This is a genomic window from Pseudomonas sp. LBUM1652 (assembly GCF_059716105.1).
Map to the genome: position 1 here is coordinate 127,501 of NZ_CP166804.1, position 16,718 is coordinate 144,218.

A 16,718-nucleotide genomic window follows, 5' to 3' on the forward strand; every position below is an offset into this window, starting at 1 on the left:
CTTAGAAATGAGCATTCCATCAGTATGATGATGAATGTTGATTTCTAGTCTTTGATTAGATCGTTCTTTAAAAATTTGGGTATGTGATAGAAAGATAGACTGAACGTTACTTTCACTGGTAACGGATCAGGCTAAGGTAAAATTTGTGAGTTACTCTGAATTGAGTATTATCGAATTTTCGGCGAATGTCGTCTTCACAGTATAACCAGATTGCTTGGGGTTATATGGTCAAGTGAAGAAGCGCATACGGTGGATGCCTTGGCAGTCAGAGGCGATGAAAGACGTGGTAGCCTGCGAAAAGCTTCGGGGAGTCGGCAAACAGACTTTGATCCGGAGATGTCTGAATGGGGGAACCCAGCCATCATAAGATGGTTATCTTGTACTGAATACATAGGTGCAAGAGGCGAACCAGGGGAACTGAAACATCTAAGTACCCTGAGGAAAAGAAATCAACCGAGATTCCCTTAGTAGTGGCGAGCGAACGGGGACTAGCCCTTAAGTGGCTTTGAGATTAGCGGAACGCTCTGGAAAGTGCGGCCATAGTGGGTGATAGCCCTGTACGCGAAAATCTCTTAGTCATGAAATCGAGTAGGACGGAGCACGAGAAACTTTGTCTGAATATGGGGGGACCATCCTCCAAGGCTAAATACTACTGACTGACCGATAGTGAACTAGTACCGTGAGGGAAAGGCGAAAAGAACCCCGGAGAGGGGAGTGAAATAGATCCTGAAACCGTATGCGTACAAGCAGTGGGAGCCCACTTTGTTGGGTGACTGCGTACCTTTTGTATAATGGGTCAGCGACTTATTTTCAGTGGCGAGCTTAACCGAATAGGGGAGGCGTAGCGAAAGCGAGTCTTAATAGGGCGTCTAGTCGCTGGGAATAGACCCGAAACCGGGCGATCTATCCATGGGCAGGTTGAAGGTTGGGTAACACTAACTGGAGGACCGAACCGACTACCGTTGAAAAGTTAGCGGATGACCTGTGGATCGGAGTGAAAGGCTAATCAAGCTCGGAGATAGCTGGTTCTCCTCGAAAGCTATTTAGGTAGCGCCTCATGTATCACTGTAGGGGGTAGAGCACTGTTTCGGCTAGGGGGTCATCCCGACTTACCAAACCGATGCAAACTCCGAATACCTACAAGTGCCGAGCATGGGAGACACACGGCGGGTGCTAACGTCCGTCGTGAAAAGGGAAACAACCCAGACCGTCAGCTAAGGTCCCAAAGTTATGGTTAAGTGGGAAACGATGTGGGAAGGCTTAGACAGCTAGGAGGTTGGCTTAGAAGCAGCCACCCTTTAAAGAAAGCGTAATAGCTCACTAGTCGAGTCGGCCTGCGCGGAAGATGTAACGGGGCTCAAACCATACACCGAAGCTACGGGTATCACCTTCGGGTGATGCGGTAGAGGAGCGTTCTGTAAGCCTGTGAAGGTGAGTTGAGAAGCTTGCTGGAGGTATCAGAAGTGCGAATGCTGACATGAGTAACGACAATGGGTGTGAAAAACACCCACGCCGAAAGACCAAGGTTTCCTGCGCAACGTTAATCGACGCAGGGTTAGTCGGTCCCTAAGGCGAGGCTGAAAAGCGTAGTCGATGGAAAACAGGTTAATATTCCTGTACTTCTGGTTATTGCGATGGAGGGACGGAGAAGGCTAGGCCAGCTTGGCGTTGGTTGTCCAAGTTTAAGGTGGTAGGCTGGAATCTTAGGTAAATCCGGGATTCTAAGGCCGAGAGCTGATGACGAGTCATCTTTTAGATGACGAAGTGGTTGATGCCATGCTTCCAAGAAAAGCTTCTAAGCTTCAGGTAACCAGGAACCGTACCCCAAACCGACACAGGTGGTTGGGTAGAGAATACCAAGGCGCTTGAGAGAACTCGGGTGAAGGAACTAGGCAAAATGGCACCGTAACTTCGGGAGAAGGTGCGCCGGTGAGGGTGAAGGACTTGCTCCGTAAGCTCATGCCGGTCGAAGATACCAGGCCGCTGCGACTGTTTATTAAAAACACAGCACTCTGCAAACACGAAAGTGGACGTATAGGGTGTGACGCCTGCCCGGTGCCGGAAGGTTAATTGATGGGGTTAGCTAACGCGAAGCTCTTGATCGAAGCCCCGGTAAACGGCGGCCGTAACTATAACGGTCCTAAGGTAGCGAAATTCCTTGTCGGGTAAGTTCCGACCTGCACGAATGGCGTAACGATGGCGGCGCTGTCTCCACCCGAGACTCAGTGAAATTGAAATCGCTGTGAAGATGCAGTGTATCCGCGGCTAGACGGAAAGACCCCGTGAACCTTTACTATAGCTTTGCACTGGACTTTGAATTTGCTTGTGTAGGATAGGTGGGAGGCTTTGAAGCGTGGACGCCAGTTCGCGTGGAGCCAACCTTGAAATACCACCCTGGCAACTTTGAGGTTCTAACTCAGGTCCGTTATCCGGATCGAGGACAGTGTATGGTGGGTAGTTTGACTGGGGCGGTCTCCTCCTAAAGAGTAACGGAGGAGTACGAAGGTGCGCTCAGACCGGTCGGAAATCGGTCGTAGAGTATAAAGGCAAAAGCGCGCTTGACTGCGAGACAGACACGTCGAGCAGGTACGAAAGTAGGTCTTAGTGATCCGGTGGTTCTGTATGGAAGGGCCATCGCTCAACGGATAAAAGGTACTCCGGGGATAACAGGCTGATACCGCCCAAGAGTTCATATCGACGGCGGTGTTTGGCACCTCGATGTCGGCTCATCACATCCTGGGGCTGAAGCCGGTCCCAAGGGTATGGCTGTTCGCCATTTAAAGTGGTACGCGAGCTGGGTTTAGAACGTCGTGAGACAGTTCGGTCCCTATCTGCCGTGGACGTTTGAGATTTGAGAGGGGCTGCTCCTAGTACGAGAGGACCGGAGTGGACGAACCTCTGGTGTTCCGGTTGTCACGCCAGTGGCATTGCCGGGTAGCTATGTTCGGGAAAGATAACCGCTGAAAGCATCTAAGCGGGAAACTTGCCTCAAGATGAGATCTCACTGGAACCTTGAGTTCCCTGAAGGGCCGTCGAAGACTACGACGTTGATAGGTTGGGTGTGTAAGCGCTGTGAGGCGTTGAGCTAACCAATACTAATTGCCCGTGAGGCTTGACCATATAACACCCAAGCAATTTGCGTCGAAAGGCCAGATTGCGGTGTGTGAAGACGAAACGAACCGAAAGTTCGATGTTCACAAAACACCGAAAGCTGTCACATACCCAATTTGCTGAAGCGAGGCCAACAGGTCACGACTCAGTACCCGAATTTCTTGACGACCATAGAGCGTTGGAACCACCTGATCCCATCCCGAACTCAGCAGTGAAACGATGCATCGCCGATGGTAGTGTGGGGTTTCCCCATGTGAGAGTAGGTCATCGTCAAGATTAAATTCCGAAACCCCAATTGCGAAAGCAATTGGGGTTTTGTTTTAGTAGAAGTACCGATTTTTGCTGGCTCGTTACCGTGTTGACGGGCCAGATACAGAATTTCTTGACGACCATAGAGCGTTGGAACCACCTGATCCCATCCCGAACTCAGCAGTGAAACGATGCATCGCCGATGGTAGTGTGGGGTTTCCCCATGTGAGAGTAGGTCATCGTCAAGATTGAATTCCGAGACCCCTGTCTGCTAACGCAGACAGGGGTTTTCTCGTTTACAGGCTTGCAAAAAATAGACGATCAAACAGCTTTGCGAGCCTTGCTGATACGGCACACCAGATGTAGACGCCAATCCCTGATAGTCCTCAATCAAAACATCCGAGTTTGCGATCATCACTTGTCCGCTGATACCAATGATCGAATACGAGCATGAAAATCTGCTCCCAGATATGACAAAGCCAGCCCCTGAACTTCAAGGGCTGGCTTTTTTATGCACAACGCATTCGCTTGGAACTGATAGCAGGCTGTTGGGTTGTTGCTGCGACGTTGCGCTTCGCGCATGTAGCAAAAATTCAGACTCGCGTAGGGCGCCACTCAGGACTCGATGGTCAGACTGCCCTTAAAGCTTACAGAATGTGCAACTGGCGCCCAGGCATCAGTCAAAAACACCACGCGGCGAACGCTCTAGCACGCCGTTCGGCGGGAATCTTCCGCAAATGCCATCCATTTTCCGCACAGCCCTAAGATTTCTCCGACTCGTGCCGACAGACTGGTGAGACATGCGTGCACCAAATCAGAGCAGCCAGAAGAATGCTGCCTGCGCTGTACATGGAATGTTGCATCCCGGAACGCATCCCCACTTTTGCATAAGAAGTCCCATGAAATGAATCTCAAGTTCAGCCATAAAATCCTGTTGGCCGCCTCGGGCGTCGTGGTCCTGGCTTTCGCTTTATTCACGCTCTACAACGACTATCTGCAGCGAAACACCATTCGCCAGAACCTCCAATCCTCCGTGCAGCAGGCCGGTGATCTGACCGCCAGCAGCGTGCAGAACTGGATGAGCGGGCGGATTCTGGTGTTGGAAAACCTTGCGCAGAACGTTGCCCATCAGGGCAAGGACGCCGATTTCCCGGGCCTGGTTGATCAACCGGCCTTCACCTCGAACTTCCAGTTCACCTACGTCGGCCAGGCCAACGGTGTATTCACCCAGCGCCCTGACGCGAAGATGCCGGACGGCTATGACCCACGTCAGCGTCCTTGGTACAAGCAGGCGGTAATCGCCGACAAAACCATGCTGACGCCGCCGTACATGGCGGCGGTCGGTGGCCTGGTGGTGACCATCGCCATGCCGGTGAAGAAGAACGGCGAACTGCTCGGTGTGGTCGGTGGTGACCTGAGCCTGGAAACCCTGGTAAAGATCATCAACTCGGTGGACTTCGGTGGCCTCGGCCATGCGTTCCTGGTTAGTGCCGATGGTCAGGTGATCGTCAGCCCGGACAAAGATCAGGTGATGAAGAACCTGAAGGACATCTATCCGAACTCCAGCGTACGCATCGAGAAGGGCAACCAGAACGTGCTGCTCAACGGCCAGGAACGCATCCTGTCGTTCACCCCGGTCAGCGATTTGCCGAATGCTCAGTGGTACATCGGTCTGTCGATCGATCGCGATAAAGCCTACGCCGCACTCAGCCAGTTCCGTACTTCGGCGCTGATTGCCATGTTCGTTGCGGTGGGCGCAATTGCGCTGCTGTTGAGCCTGTTGATCAACGTGTTGATGCGTCCGCTGACCACCATGGGCCGCGCGATGCAGGACATCGCTCAGGGCGAGGGCGATCTGACTCGTCGTCTGGTCGTAGAAAGCAAAGACGAATTCGGCGAACTGGGCAGTTCGTTCAACCAATTCGTTGAACGGATTCACGCGTCGATTTCTGAAGTGTCTTCGGCAACCCGTCAGGTCCATGACCTGTCGCAACGGGTGATGGCGTCGTCCAACGCTTCCATCGTCGGCTCCGACGAGCAAAGTGCGCGCACCAACAGCGTGGCCGCGGCGATCAACGAACTGGGCGCCGCCACTCAGGAAATCGCCCGCAACGCCGCCGATGCTTCGCAGCACGCCAGCGGCGCGAGCGAGCAGGCCGATGACGGTCGCCAAGTGGTTGAGCAAACCATACTGGCAATGACCGAGTTGTCGCAGAAGATCAGCCTGTCGTGCACCCAGATCGAAACCCTGAATGCCAGCACCGACAACATCGGACACATCCTCGATGTGATCAAAGGCATCTCGCAGCAGACCAACCTGTTGGCGCTCAACGCCGCCATCGAAGCGGCACGTGCCGGTGAAGCCGGGCGTGGTTTTGCGGTGGTGGCGGATGAGGTGCGTAACCTTGCCCATCGCACCCAGGAATCGGCGGAAGAGATCCACAAGATGATCACTTCGCTGCAGGTCGGTTCGCGTGAAGCGGTGACCACCATGAACGCCAGTCAGGCGTCCAGCGAGCAGAGCGTTGAAGTGGCCAACCAGGCCGGTTTGCGCCTGGTCAGCGTGACCCAGCGCATCGGCGAAATCGACGGTATGAACCAGTCGGTAGCGGCCGCCACTGAAGAGCAGACCGCGGTGGTGGAAACCCTCAACGTCGACGTTAACCAGATCAACCTGTTGAACCAGCAGAGTGTGGCCAACCTCAACGAAACGTTGAAGGATTGTGATGCGTTGTCGCAGCAGGCCAACCGCCTGAAGCAGTTGGTCGACAGTTTCAAAATCTGACCTTAAGTCAGACCGCGTTATCGTTCATCGCGGGCAAGCCCGCTCCCACAGGATTCTTGGCGAACACGAAATGTGTGAACGACTTGGACTCTGTGGGAGCTGGCTTGCCAGCGATAGCGGTAGCTCAGTCACCGCCAAACCAAAGCATTAAACAAACAGCTTCAAAACATTCCCCATCGCATCATCGGCAAACCCCTGCACAAAATCCTTGAACCCCGGCAGCGCCTCGGCCCCACCGCTGGCAGGCTCGGCAATGATCGTCCAGGTCGCCCGCGACTTCCCCGCACCCAACGGCTCCACATTCATCGCCGCCCACAGATTGGCCACGCCCAAGGTGTTGTAGATCGTTGTCCAGGTCATGCTCCGCGCCTGTTCATCGCGGGAGTTGAGTTGCTCGACCACCACGTTGCCGTCCTTGAAGCATTTCTTGCGCAGCGAGGACACGCCCTCGCCGGTCAATTCAATGTGCGACAGCGCCGGGATGAATTGATCGAAACCGCCGAAGTTGCCGACCACTGCCCAGACTTGCGCGGCGTCTGTCGGCACCTCTACCGAAGACACAACGTGGCAGCCGTGAGGGTTCTTGATCAGGGTGTCGGGTTGCAGAGTGCTCATGGTGTTGCTCCTTTTTGATGAACTAGATGAAGTTGATTTCTTTCAGGTAATCGCAGCCACGACGCAGCAGCGCCGGGGATTTTTCCGGGTAGTGCGCGCCCATCTGCTGGATGCCGGCCTCGGCGTTGGCGTGGCCGATCAGGGAGATGTCGCCGATGTCTTCCTCGAAGCCGTTGAGGTAGAAACCGAGCACGCCGAACAGCGCGTTGTCGGCATCGACTCGCCCCAGTTGCTGCTGCCAGTCGGCGACGCTGACCAGCGAGAACTCGCTGCCGGTATCGCGAAACGAGGCGACGTAGGCGTCCCAGCTCAACGGCTCGGGGTTGTGCAGGTTGAACACTGCGCGTTGCGCCGAATAACGGCTGGCGTGGAAGGCTATGAAGCGGGCGAGAAAGTCCACCGGCATCAGGTCGAAGTTCAGCGCGAAGGCCGGCACCTGCCCGAGCTGGATCGAGCCTTTGAGCATCAGCATCAAGCGGTTTTTATGTGGCTGGCAGACGCCACTGAGGCTGTTGAAACTGATGTTGCCGGGGCGGTACAGATTGACTCGTACCCCAAGCGTTCGCGCCCGTTCAAGGATGCGTTCACCGACCCATTTCGACAGGTTGTAGCCGTTGCGAATGTAGATCGGCGGCGTAGGCGCGGCGGGCAGTTCCAGCACCCGGCCCGCGTCATCGACCGTGCTTGAAGCCGATAGCGTCGAGACGAAATTGAAGACCTTTTTGCTGCGCCCTTCGCAGAGGCGCAGCAGTTCGAAAATCGGCTCGACGTTGTCCGTCGCCAGTGACTCGTAATCGAGCACGTGATTGACGTTGGCAGCGTTGTGCACCAGTGCGCCGAACTGTTGATCCAGCCGCTGATAATCCACGTCGCTCAGGCCCAATTGCGGACGCGCAATATCCGCCGCGTAAACCCGCACCCGACTCAGGTCCAGATGCTCGAGGCGGTTCTCGCGCAGTGCCTGAGCAAAGCGCTGCGCCGCTGTTTGTTCGGCACCGTCGCGCACCAGGCAGGCCACTTCGCTGGCGCCCCAACCGAGCAGCGCCTCGACGATATGCACACCGACAAAGCTGTTGGCACCGGTGACGATCACCTTGTGCACATCGCCCATGCGGCTGATCGGCAGCGGTTCGATATCCAGCGCCCGCTCAGCATCGGCCATGGCCTGGGCGCTGAGCACGGCGCTGTCATCGGTGCCGCGCACCAGCGTGGCGAGTTTGATGAGAGTCGGCAGTTCGATGAAGCGATTGATCGAGATGCTGCGGCCGAATTCTTCACGCAAGCGCAGCAACATCCGCGACAACAGAATCGAATGGCCACCGAGATTGAAGAAACTCTCGTCGGTGGAAATGTCGCTGGTCGGCAATTCCAGCAACTCGGCCCAGATCTCCAGCAGCAGTGCTTCGTCTTCATTGGCCGGCAGGCATTTCGGGCCGCTGTCCTGCACGTTCACCGGCAGTTCCAGCAGCGCTTTGCGGTCGACCTTGCCATTGCTGGCGAACGGCATGTTCGGCAGTTCGGTCCACGCCACCGGCTGCATGTAGTCCGGCAGAAATTGCTGCGCGTGGGCCTTCAGGGCATCGCGAGCGTCGTCTGATTGAGGCAGGGCGAGGAACGCCAGAATCCGCCGCTGACTGTCGATCACCACAGCGATTTGTCGGTACAACTGGCTCTCGCGCAGACAGCGCTCGATCTCTTCCGGCTCGACCCGGAAACCGCGGATCTTCACCTGATTGTCGCGCCGGCCGCACAGCTCGATGCCGTGCTCGCCCCACTTGGCCATGTCGCCGCTGCGGTAAGCGCGCAACTGCTGGCCGTCCGGTAGCTCCAAGGTCAGATAACGCTCGGCGGTCTGCTGCGGATTGTTCAGGTAACCGAGGCAGACGCCGGGGCCGACGATGAAAAGTTCGCCCACGGTCTGCTCGATCACCGGTTGCAGATCATCATCGAGAATCAGCACCTGGCTGTTGGCGATCGGCGCGCCGAGGGTGCGGTTGCTGTCGCCGGGTTTGAGTTGCCGGGCGGTGATCAGCACCGTGGCTTCGGTGGGACCGTAGAGGTTGTGCAGTTTGCCCTGACGCGTGAGTTGCTCGATGACGAATGGCTCGCAGACATCACCGCCGGTCATCACCTGTTGCACGCCTTGCAGTTGCTCCAGCGGCAGGATGCTCAACAGTGCTGGCGGCAGGAAGGCGTGGGTCAATTGTCGGCGGCGGATCAGTGCGACCAGTTGCAGCGGATCGCGCCGTTGCGTGTCATCGGGCACCACCAGTTCGGCGCCCATGAGCAGGGTCGGGAAGATGTCGATCAGCGACGAGTCGAAACTCAGCGAAGAGAACTGCAACACCCGACTCTCGGCCTGCATTTGCGTGTAGTCGGCGTACCACGCAGTAAAGTGCGCGAGGTTCGCTTGACTGAGCAGCACACCCTTCGGGTGTCCGGTGGTGCCCGAGGTGTAGAGCGCCATGCACGGCGCATCGAGTTTGGGGCGCTGGCGCATCAACGGTTGCGAGAGGTCGGCGTGGAGGCTGTCGATACGGCTGACATTCAGCCCCGGCATCCTCTCGCTCAGCGGATGTTCACCGTCATGCAGCAACAGCAAGGCGCCGGCGTTCTCCAGGATGTATTGCTGGCGCTGCAAGGGATGGCTCGGCTCCAGTGGCAAGTACACCGCGCCGCTGCCGAGAATCGCCAGAATCGAGGCGAACAGCGCAGGGCTTTTCGGCAGGCAGATGCCGACCACCCACGGTTGTGGATGCTGGTCGAGCAGGGGCTGCAAACGCTGTTGAATCGCCCGGCTATGGGCGTGTAACTGGCGATAGCTGATCGTCTGTTCGGCGAGGTGCAGCGCTGGTCGCTCGGGGTGATTGATCAGGCTCTGTTGCAAGCGCTCGATCAGCGGGATTTGTGCCTGTTGCAGCAGCGCCGGATTCGCCGTGGCGTTGAGGCGATGGACGTAGGCCAGGCTGTCGAGGTACAGCAGGTTTTCCATCCGTTCGAAATCCGGCGCAGTCACCGTAGCGGCCTGTTGGAAGTAGTCCGTGTCGCGGGAGTAGCGGCTGACCAGCAATGAAACCTCGTCCACCAGCTGCGTCAGCACCCTTTGTCGCAGTGCCTGACCGTTGCCGGACGGCTCATCGCCAATGGGCACTCGGCTGATCAGCGACGAGCCGAGGAAACACAGCAGATCGAGTGTCGGCAAACCTGCAACGCTCTGCGCACCGATACCTAAACGCAGATGCAGGTGTGGGATTGCGCAGAAATCGCCGGCGGCAATGAAGCCATCGTCGATGATCAAATCCATCGTCGATTTCGCCGCGCCACTGCGCGTCAATGTATGCCCGTGTTGTTCAAGTTCCTGCGCCAGGTCGGTCATGGCATGGCTGGCGCCCATCAGCAAAATGTCGAGACGTTTCATGTCGGCCTCCTCAAACCAGGTAGTCGCGCAGGGCGTGCTGCACGCATGGCGTGTCGAGCAGCGAGCTGTTGTGGAAGAACTTGACGATGTTGCCCACCAACGGGTGATGGCGATTGATCGGGAAGGCCAGGCCGGCGATTTCGTCCCGGAGCGAACGCCGTGTGGCTTCGTTGACCGGGAGGGCATCGATCAGTCGCAGGTCGAAGGCTTTCTGGATGTCGTTGGTCAGGTAATGGCCGATGAACACCGGCAGGATCTGCGCGATGGTGGCGCGATCTGCGTCGCTGGCGGTGTGCCAATAGATGCGCACCATCCGCGCCCAGAAACTGGAGTGGCGGCCCTCGTCGAGCAGGTGGTCGGCCATCAGGCCCTTGATCGATGGCTTGACCGTATCGTCCCGGGCGAACGCTGCGACGTCGCCGGTCACGGTGTTCTCGGCGATGGCCACGCAAATCAGCTCCACCGCGCTGCGCAGGTGTTGCGGCGCCAGTGCCACGGCGGCGGGGATCGCCCGGCTCAACTCGATTTCATCGGGCAATTCGATCGGCGCGATGCCGGTCATGGCGACCGTTTGCTGCATGAAATCCATCGCCACCAGGGCGTGGTAATCCTCATCGACCACGACGGTCATCGCGTCATAACGGCAAGCGAAAGGAAACGCGACGGCGAAGCGGTTCTTGGCGATGCTGCGCGCGGTTTTGTCGACGATTTCGGTCTCGAAAATCACCACATCGTTGATGAACTTGTACAGCGTCTGCACCAGAGCGAAATCACGCTGCTCGGGGCAGTCGCGCAGGAAGGTTTCGCTGAGTACCAGCGGTTGGCGACTGAGCGGATAGATCAGGCGCTCGTCGTTTTCCAGTACACGGCGCGGGCGAGTGCGGATAGTCGCGCGGCTTTCCCAGGCATCGGCGAACGATTGATAGTCGGCGGCGTTCATTGGGCCACCTCCGTCAAGGGTTCGCGCATGCTCACGCGCAGGCCGTCCCACAGGGCGATGCGGCTTTCGACGGCGGCGATGGCGCTGGCGTAGACCTCGGCTTCGCGCTGCGGGTCGCCATCGACCAGACGCTCAAGCAAGTGTTCAGCCGCCGGGCCGTGATCCTCGGAGTCGACCTCGATGTGCCGCTCCAGGTAGTAGCGAAAGGTCGGCGCCTGTTCGATGCCGATGCCCCAGTCGTCCAGAATTCGCTGGAACATGGTCGGGATCACACTTTCGCGGCCATGCAGAAACGCAGCGGCCACGCTGTGCCCCGGTGCATGCAGGGCAATGCGCAGAGTGTCGCGGACAAACTGCGCGGCGGCGGGATCGACCTCCACGCTTTGCAGTGCCACGTCATAGCTCACGCCTTCCTGTTGCAACGCGACGAAGCGTTCCACGGCCGAGGTACTCGCACCGACTTCGCGCATCGCATCCAGGTACAGCTCGAAATGGCTGTAATGACCGTGGCTCAAACGGTTGTCGGATTCCTCACCGAGGACAATCTCGTTGATCAGGCGGGCGGCATGCGGATCACGCGGCGGCAACCAGGGCAGACGAGTACAGGTCAGTTCCTGTTGCAAGCGTTTGGTCAGCGACATGAAATCCCAGACGGCAAACACATGGGTTTCCATGAAGCGGCGCAAAACCGCCAAGGAATCGATTTCAGCGAAGATCGGGTGAATGCTGAGTTCGGATTTTTTCAGGGCGAGTTGTTCTTTAGTTGGCATCTTGGTTGGCCTCACAGTTGTTGGAATAGTGGGAGTCGCTCATTCAATTGCGCAATAACGGATAACAACGGCGTGTATGTTTTTTGGTCGAGCTAAAGCCTCATTCGAGTCGATGAAAATTTCGCTATTAGTGCCGTGAAAGTGCTGTTGGCTTGATGCCTTGGCCGGTATGGCCTTGATCTCGTGTCTTGATGAACCAAGCGTGGTACGCCGGGTCGGAGAAAAGCTAATACATCGCAAAACAACTTAACAAGTATATTTTCAATTATTTTTAGTTGTGTGTTTTTCAAGTATGAGAGTCGCCGATAAAACTATTTGAATAAGTTTTATTGGGGCGAAGTTGCTCCTTTCAGTCAATAAAGACCAAAATCGAATAAACAGAGTGAATGCCTCACTCGAAGCAGCTTTTTAATAAAGAGAATGAAGTTATTTGAGGGGATGAAAGTTGGCCCGGAACGACGCCGATTCTTTCCTTTTCCCGTGACAAGGCTCCTTCCGTAGGTTCCTGTTGCGGGGACTGCGCCGACGGTGCGGTGCGTCGCCCGTTCTTTATTGGTTTGGCCGTTCAAGAGTGAGGGTAAATGGCCGCCACGGCTATTACCGATTCATCACCGAGAAGGGTGCAAATATCGGGCTGATTGGCGCAGGGAGGTTAGAGCGAAGATGTGGATATGCCAGTGGATTCGTGGCCGGGGAACGGGGGATTTGTAAGTGGGTTATTCGCCGGGCGGACGCAGTGGTCTGATCCCGGCGTGGAAGTTTCAGCGCGCGGCTTTGCGGCTTTGGGCGGCAGGGCTGGCGAGATAGCGGGTGATGACGTCAACGCCGCGGTTGAGATGTTGTTCGAGCAATGTGATCGAGTGTTCGACATCATGATCGATGACCGCTTGCAGCATCGCGCGGTGGTCCTCTTGGGACAGCTTGCCCAGGCCCATGGCTTCGAGGTTGAAGCGCAGGAAACGCTCCTCCTCGTTGAGACCCTCTTCGACCAGCCGCAGCAGACGCTGGTTGGGTGCCTTTTTATACAGTGCCATGTGGAACAAGCGGTTTAGCCGGCCGATTTCCGTGTAATCGTGTTGGGCCTCGAGCTCTTCGATATAACTCGCTGCCTGTGCGTGATCGGCAGCGGTCAGTCGCGGAATGGACTGACGCATGGCTTCGGACTCGAGCAGGATCCGCAACTCGTAGGTTTCCGTGGCATCGCCCTGGATCAGCGGCGCAACCACGGCGCCTTTGTGCGTGGTGACGCTCAACAATTCCTGCGCTTCGAGCTGGCGCAAGGCTTCGCGCACGGGCATGCGACTGACCCCGAACAGATCGGCCAGATCCTGCTGGCGCAACGCTGTGCCGCATGGCAAACGCCCATCAAGGATGGCGGCGCGCAAGGTTTCTTCGATGACGGACCGAGCCAAGTGTGCGGGAATCGGCCCGTCGACTTTGATGCTGTGCAGCGGTTTGGGCTTCTGTGTCACGACTACGCACCCTGTATGTCGGCTTGATTTGGATCCAAAGGACACTAGTGATTGCTCTACAGGTTGTCAAACCGTGTAACGGTTCAGTGCCTTCATCAGTTTAGCGCGGTCGCGATGATCTCATGGTGCCATTGTTTTTTACCGGGCTAAGCTTCACCATCAAACGCTTTCCTTCCTGCCTTCTGGAAACCTGCTGTGGCGGTATGTTTCGCGATCCCCCGGACTCTGCGCTGGCTAGGCTGCGCACTGTTGCTGGCCGGCGTCATGCTGGGCGGTCTGCATGCCGATTGGGATTTTTCCGCGATCAGTCGCAAAGCTACAGCACTTTATGGACCACTGGGCGCCGGGCAGCAGCGAATCGATGCGTGGCAAAATCTGCTGGCCACGCAGAAACAGGTCGGCGAGATGGAAAAGCTCAAAGTGGTTAACCTGTTTTTCAACAAGCAGGTGCGTTACGTCGAGGATATCGACCTGTGGCACGAGGTCGACTATTGGGAAACCCCTATCGAAGCCTTGTGGAAAGGTGCCGGCGACTGCGAAGACTATGCGATCGCCAAGTATTTCAGCTTGCGCCATCTCGGGGTATCCAGTGACAAGCTGCGCATCACCTACGTCAAGGCCTTGCGCCAGAACCGCGCGCACATGGTGCTGACGTACTATGCCACTCCCGATGCCATGCCATTGGTGCTCGACAGTCTGATCGATCCGATCCAGCCGGCGGCCCAGCGAACCGATTTGCTGCCGGTCTACTCTTTCAATGCAGAAGGTCTGTATCTGCCGGGTGCCAAAGGCAACAAAAAGGTCGGAGACACTAAACGCCTGTCGCGCTGGCAGGATGTGTTGAAAAAAATGCAGGCCGAAGGTTTTCCGGTCGAGTCGATTAACTAGGAGCACGCGCTCAGATGTCTTTGTTCAAACAGCTGTTGATCGCTATCTGTCTGTTCCTGGTGGTCGCCTTCACCGGCAGCTTCATGGTCAGTCTGGAGAGCTCGCGCACCCAGTACGTCAATCAGTTGCGCTCCCACGCCCAGGACGCCGCCACGGCGCTGGCGTTGTCGCTGACGCCGAATATCGACGACCCGGCGATGGTCGAGCTGCTGGTCAGTTCGATTTTCGACAGTGGTTATTACGCGAGCATCCGCGTGGTCGATCTGAAGACCGACCAGACCATCGTCGAGCGCAGTGGCATTCCGGCGGTCACTAATGTGCCGGACTGGTTCGTCAACCTGATCGGTCTGGAACCGGCTGGTGGCGATGCGCTGGTCAGCCGTGGCTGGGAACAGGCGGCGCGGGTCGAGGTGGTCAGCCATCCGATGTTTGCCGTGGCCAAATTGTGGCAGAGCGCCTTGGGCAGTCTTGGCTGGTTGCTGATCTGCGGCGCGCTGAGTGCCGTACTCGGTGCGTTGCTGCTGCGCCGGCAGTTGAAGCCGCTGGATTACATGGTCAAGCAGTCCCACGCCATCGCCCGTCGCGAATTTCTCAGCCTGCCGGAGCTGCCGCGCACGCCGGAGTTGCGGCGTGTGGTGCTGGCCATGAATCAGATGGTCGAGAAGCTCAAGGCGCTGTTTCAGGAGCAGGCCGAGCGCAGTGAAAAACTGCGCGCCGAATCCTATCAGGACAACCTCACCGGTTTGGCCAACCGGCGCTATTTCGAAATGCAGCTGAACAATCGGGTGAGCAATCCGGAGCAGGCCAGTTCCGGTTACCTGCTGCTGTTGCGGGTCAAGGATCTGGCCGGGCTCAACCAGCGGCTTGGCGGTCAGCGCACCGACGAACTGCTGAAAGCGGTCGGCGAGCAACTGTCCCGCGAGTGCGCCAAATACCCGGAAACCCAGAACCTCGTCACCCGTATTCGCGGCGGTGAATTCGCCGTGCTGGCGCCGGGGCTGGTGCGCGAGGAAGCGCTGCAACTGGCGCAGAACCTCGACAGTGCGCTGAGCAGTCTGCACGCCACGGGCGCGACAGATGTGCCGGCGGTGGCCTCTATCGGCCTGGCGCCATTCGTTCACGGCGACTCGCCGCAAGCGGTGCTGACGCTCGGCGATCAGGCGCTGGCGCAAGCTGAAGGGCAGGGCGAGCAGAATTGGGCGTGCATTGATCAAAGCCTCACGGCGGATGTCGGCGACGATCACCACGCCTGGCATCGCTTGCTCGATCAGGCGTTGAGTCAGCAGCGTTTTGAACTGTATTTCCAGCCGGTGGTGGCCGCTCAGGACACGCAACTGGTGCTGCATTACAAGGTGTTGTCGCGCTTGCTCGATGATCAGGGCCAGACCATTCCCGCCGGGCGTTTCCTGCCGTGGCTGGAACGCTTTGGCTGGACCGCGCGACTGGATCGCTTGATGCTCGAACGCGTGCTGGAGCAGATGAAACAGCATGAAGATTCGCTGGCGCTGAACCTGTCCTCGGCAACCCTTGCCGATCCGCAGGCACTGAACAAAGTGTTCGAGATCCTGCGTGCGCATTCCAATCTCGGCGAACGCCTGACCCTGGAAATCGGCGAAGAGCAATTGCCGGAACAAGCGGTGCTGGAGCAGTTGACCCGGCGTCTGCGTGAACTTGGTTTCTCGCTGAGCCTGCAGCGCTTCGGCGGGCGCTTCAGCATGATCGGCAACCTGGCGCGGCTGGGGCTGGCGTACTTGAAGATCGATGGCAGCTACATTCGCGCGATTGATCAGGAAAGTGACAAGCGTCTGTTCATCGAGGCGATCCAGCGGGCGGCGCACAGCATTGATCTGCCGTTGATTGCCGAACGGGTCGAAACGGAAGGGGAGTTGTCGGTGATTCGCGAGATGGGCCTGTATGGGGTTCAGGGACAGTTGTTCGGTGAGCCCAAGCCCTGGAAGTAATCTTTTAGTGCGGTGGTGTCAGTGATGCCGCCTTCGCGAGCAGGCTCGCTCCCACATTTGAAATGCATTCCAATGTGGGAGCGAGCCTGCTCGCGAAAGGGTCAGTCCAGTCACCCAAGGTCCCGGGTCAGATCAAGCCGCCTTCATCTTCATCAATGAGCTGGCTCAACCCACCCAACGCTTCCCGCGCCTGGGTCCGATCCATCAATTTGGCCTGCGCCGCTGGTGGCAGGTCGGTGACGCGGATCACGCCTTTCTGGGTCAGCACCTGAATCAGGTCGTCGAGTACCCGAATCATTTCAAAGTCGCTCTGCTTGAGCTGTTTGAGGCTGTTTTCCACGGCTTCGTTGGCGTACCACGCCTGGATTTCATGGTGATCGGCCGGCAGCGTTTCCGTGGCCTCGGCGTACGCCGCGGCTTCCACGCGAATCAACTGGCCTTGCGCATCGCGTTGCACGTAAAACATTGAGCATCCCTCGGAAATGAACCAGCGTCATGCTGTCAGCAGA

9 protein-coding genes and 3 rRNA genes are annotated in these 16,718 nt (G+C 57.4%); 6 read left to right on the forward strand and 6 right to left on the reverse strand.

Annotated features, from left to right (window positions below; translation table 11 throughout):
- Positions 1-226: 226 nt before the first annotated feature.
- The 4 genes from ACA069_RS00625 to ACA069_RS00640 all read left to right on the forward strand — a co-directional run bounded on the left by ACA069_RS00625 (position 227) and on the right by ACA069_RS00640 (position 6,145).
- Positions 227-3,120, forward strand: a 23S ribosomal RNA gene (locus ACA069_RS00625).
- 151 nt (positions 3,121-3,271) lie between these two features.
- Positions 3,272-3,387: ribosomal RNA gene (rrf, locus tag ACA069_RS00630) — 5S ribosomal RNA — on the forward strand.
- A gap of 105 nt (positions 3,388-3,492) precedes the next feature.
- A 5S ribosomal RNA gene (gene rrf, locus ACA069_RS00635) occupies positions 3,493-3,608 on the forward strand.
- Between the two features lie 656 nt (positions 3,609-4,264).
- Positions 4,265-6,145 carry a methyl-accepting chemotaxis protein gene (locus ACA069_RS00640; RefSeq protein ID WP_401264635.1) on the forward strand — a complete coding sequence of 627 codons (1,881 nt, stop codon included), beginning with the start codon at positions 4,265-4,267 and terminating at the stop codon, positions 6,143-6,145.
- A 147-nt stretch (positions 6,146-6,292) separates the two neighbouring features.
- On the opposite strand, the gene ACA069_RS00645 is transcribed toward ACA069_RS00640, so the two are convergent.
- From ACA069_RS00645 to ACA069_RS00665, 5 genes are all read right to left on the reverse strand, one after another.
- Complete coding sequence (locus ACA069_RS00645) at positions 6,293-6,760, reverse strand: SRPBCC family protein (protein WP_497615856.1); 468 nt, start codon at positions 6,758-6,760, stop codon at positions 6,293-6,295.
- Positions 6,761-6,782: 22 nt separating this feature from the next.
- A complete protein-coding gene (locus tag ACA069_RS00650) occupies positions 6,783-10,178 on the reverse strand; it encodes an amino acid adenylation domain-containing protein (protein WP_497615858.1) in 3,396 nt (1,131 codons plus the stop codon).
- 10 nt (positions 10,179-10,188) lie between these two features.
- Positions 10,189-11,118: a diiron oxygenase gene (locus ACA069_RS00655; protein ID WP_497615860.1), complete on the reverse strand. Its 930-nt coding sequence runs from the start codon at positions 11,116-11,118 to the stop codon at positions 10,189-10,191.
- Positions 11,115-11,888: a DUF3050 domain-containing protein gene (locus ACA069_RS00660; RefSeq protein ID WP_401264646.1), complete on the reverse strand. Its 774-nt coding sequence runs from the start codon at positions 11,886-11,888 to the stop codon at positions 11,115-11,117. Before ACA069_RS00660 ends, ACA069_RS00655 begins: the two co-directional genes overlap by 4 nt.
- A gap of 761 nt (positions 11,889-12,649) precedes the next feature.
- The gene (locus ACA069_RS00665) at positions 12,650-13,360 is read right to left on the reverse strand and encodes a GntR family transcriptional regulator (RefSeq protein WP_497615862.1); all 711 of its coding nucleotides are present in this window, start codon (positions 13,358-13,360) and stop codon (positions 12,650-12,652) included.
- A 195-nt stretch (positions 13,361-13,555) separates the two neighbouring features.
- Here ACA069_RS00665 and lapG point away from each other — a divergent pair, with 195 nt between their 5' ends.
- Together lapG and lapD are read left to right on the forward strand one after the other, a co-directional pair.
- Positions 13,556-14,248: a cysteine protease LapG gene (gene lapG / locus ACA069_RS00670; protein ID WP_187680324.1), complete on the forward strand. Its 693-nt coding sequence runs from the start codon at positions 13,556-13,558 to the stop codon at positions 14,246-14,248.
- A gap of 14 nt (positions 14,249-14,262) precedes the next feature.
- The gene (gene lapD / locus ACA069_RS00675; RefSeq protein WP_497615864.1) at positions 14,263-16,209 is read left to right on the forward strand and encodes a cyclic di-GMP receptor LapD; all 1,947 of its coding nucleotides are present in this window, start codon (positions 14,263-14,265) and stop codon (positions 16,207-16,209) included.
- 127 nt (positions 16,210-16,336) lie between these two features.
- Here lapD and ACA069_RS00680 read toward each other — a convergent pair whose 3' ends face one another.
- The gene (locus ACA069_RS00680) at positions 16,337-16,675 is read right to left on the reverse strand and encodes a hypothetical protein (protein WP_038369138.1); all 339 of its coding nucleotides are present in this window, start codon (positions 16,673-16,675) and stop codon (positions 16,337-16,339) included.
- Between the last annotated feature and the right edge of the window lie 43 nt (positions 16,676-16,718).

Bases quoted from the DNA above. Each gene is read 5' to 3' on its own strand.
- ACA069_RS00640 (WP_401264635.1), top strand. From the start codon at position 4,265: ATGAATCTCAAGTTCAGCCATAAAATCCTGTTGGCCGCCTCGGGCGTC.
- ACA069_RS00645 (WP_497615856.1), bottom strand. From the start codon at position 6,760: ATGAGCACTCTGCAACCCGACACCCTGATCAAGAACCCTCACGGCTGC.
- ACA069_RS00650 (WP_497615858.1), bottom strand. From the start codon at position 10,178: ATGAAACGTCTCGACATTTTGCTGATGGGCGCCAGCCATGCCATGACC.
- ACA069_RS00655 (WP_497615860.1), bottom strand. From the start codon at position 11,118: ATGAACGCCGCCGACTATCAATCGTTCGCCGATGCCTGGGAAAGCCGC.
- ACA069_RS00660 (WP_401264646.1), bottom strand. From the start codon at position 11,888: ATGCCAACTAAAGAACAACTCGCCCTGAAAAAATCCGAACTCAGCATT.
- lapD (WP_497615864.1), top strand. From the start codon at position 14,263: ATGTCTTTGTTCAAACAGCTGTTGATCGCTATCTGTCTGTTCCTGGTG.
- ACA069_RS00680 (WP_038369138.1), bottom strand. From the start codon at position 16,675: ATGTTTTACGTGCAACGCGATGCGCAAGGCCAGTTGATTCGCGTGGAA.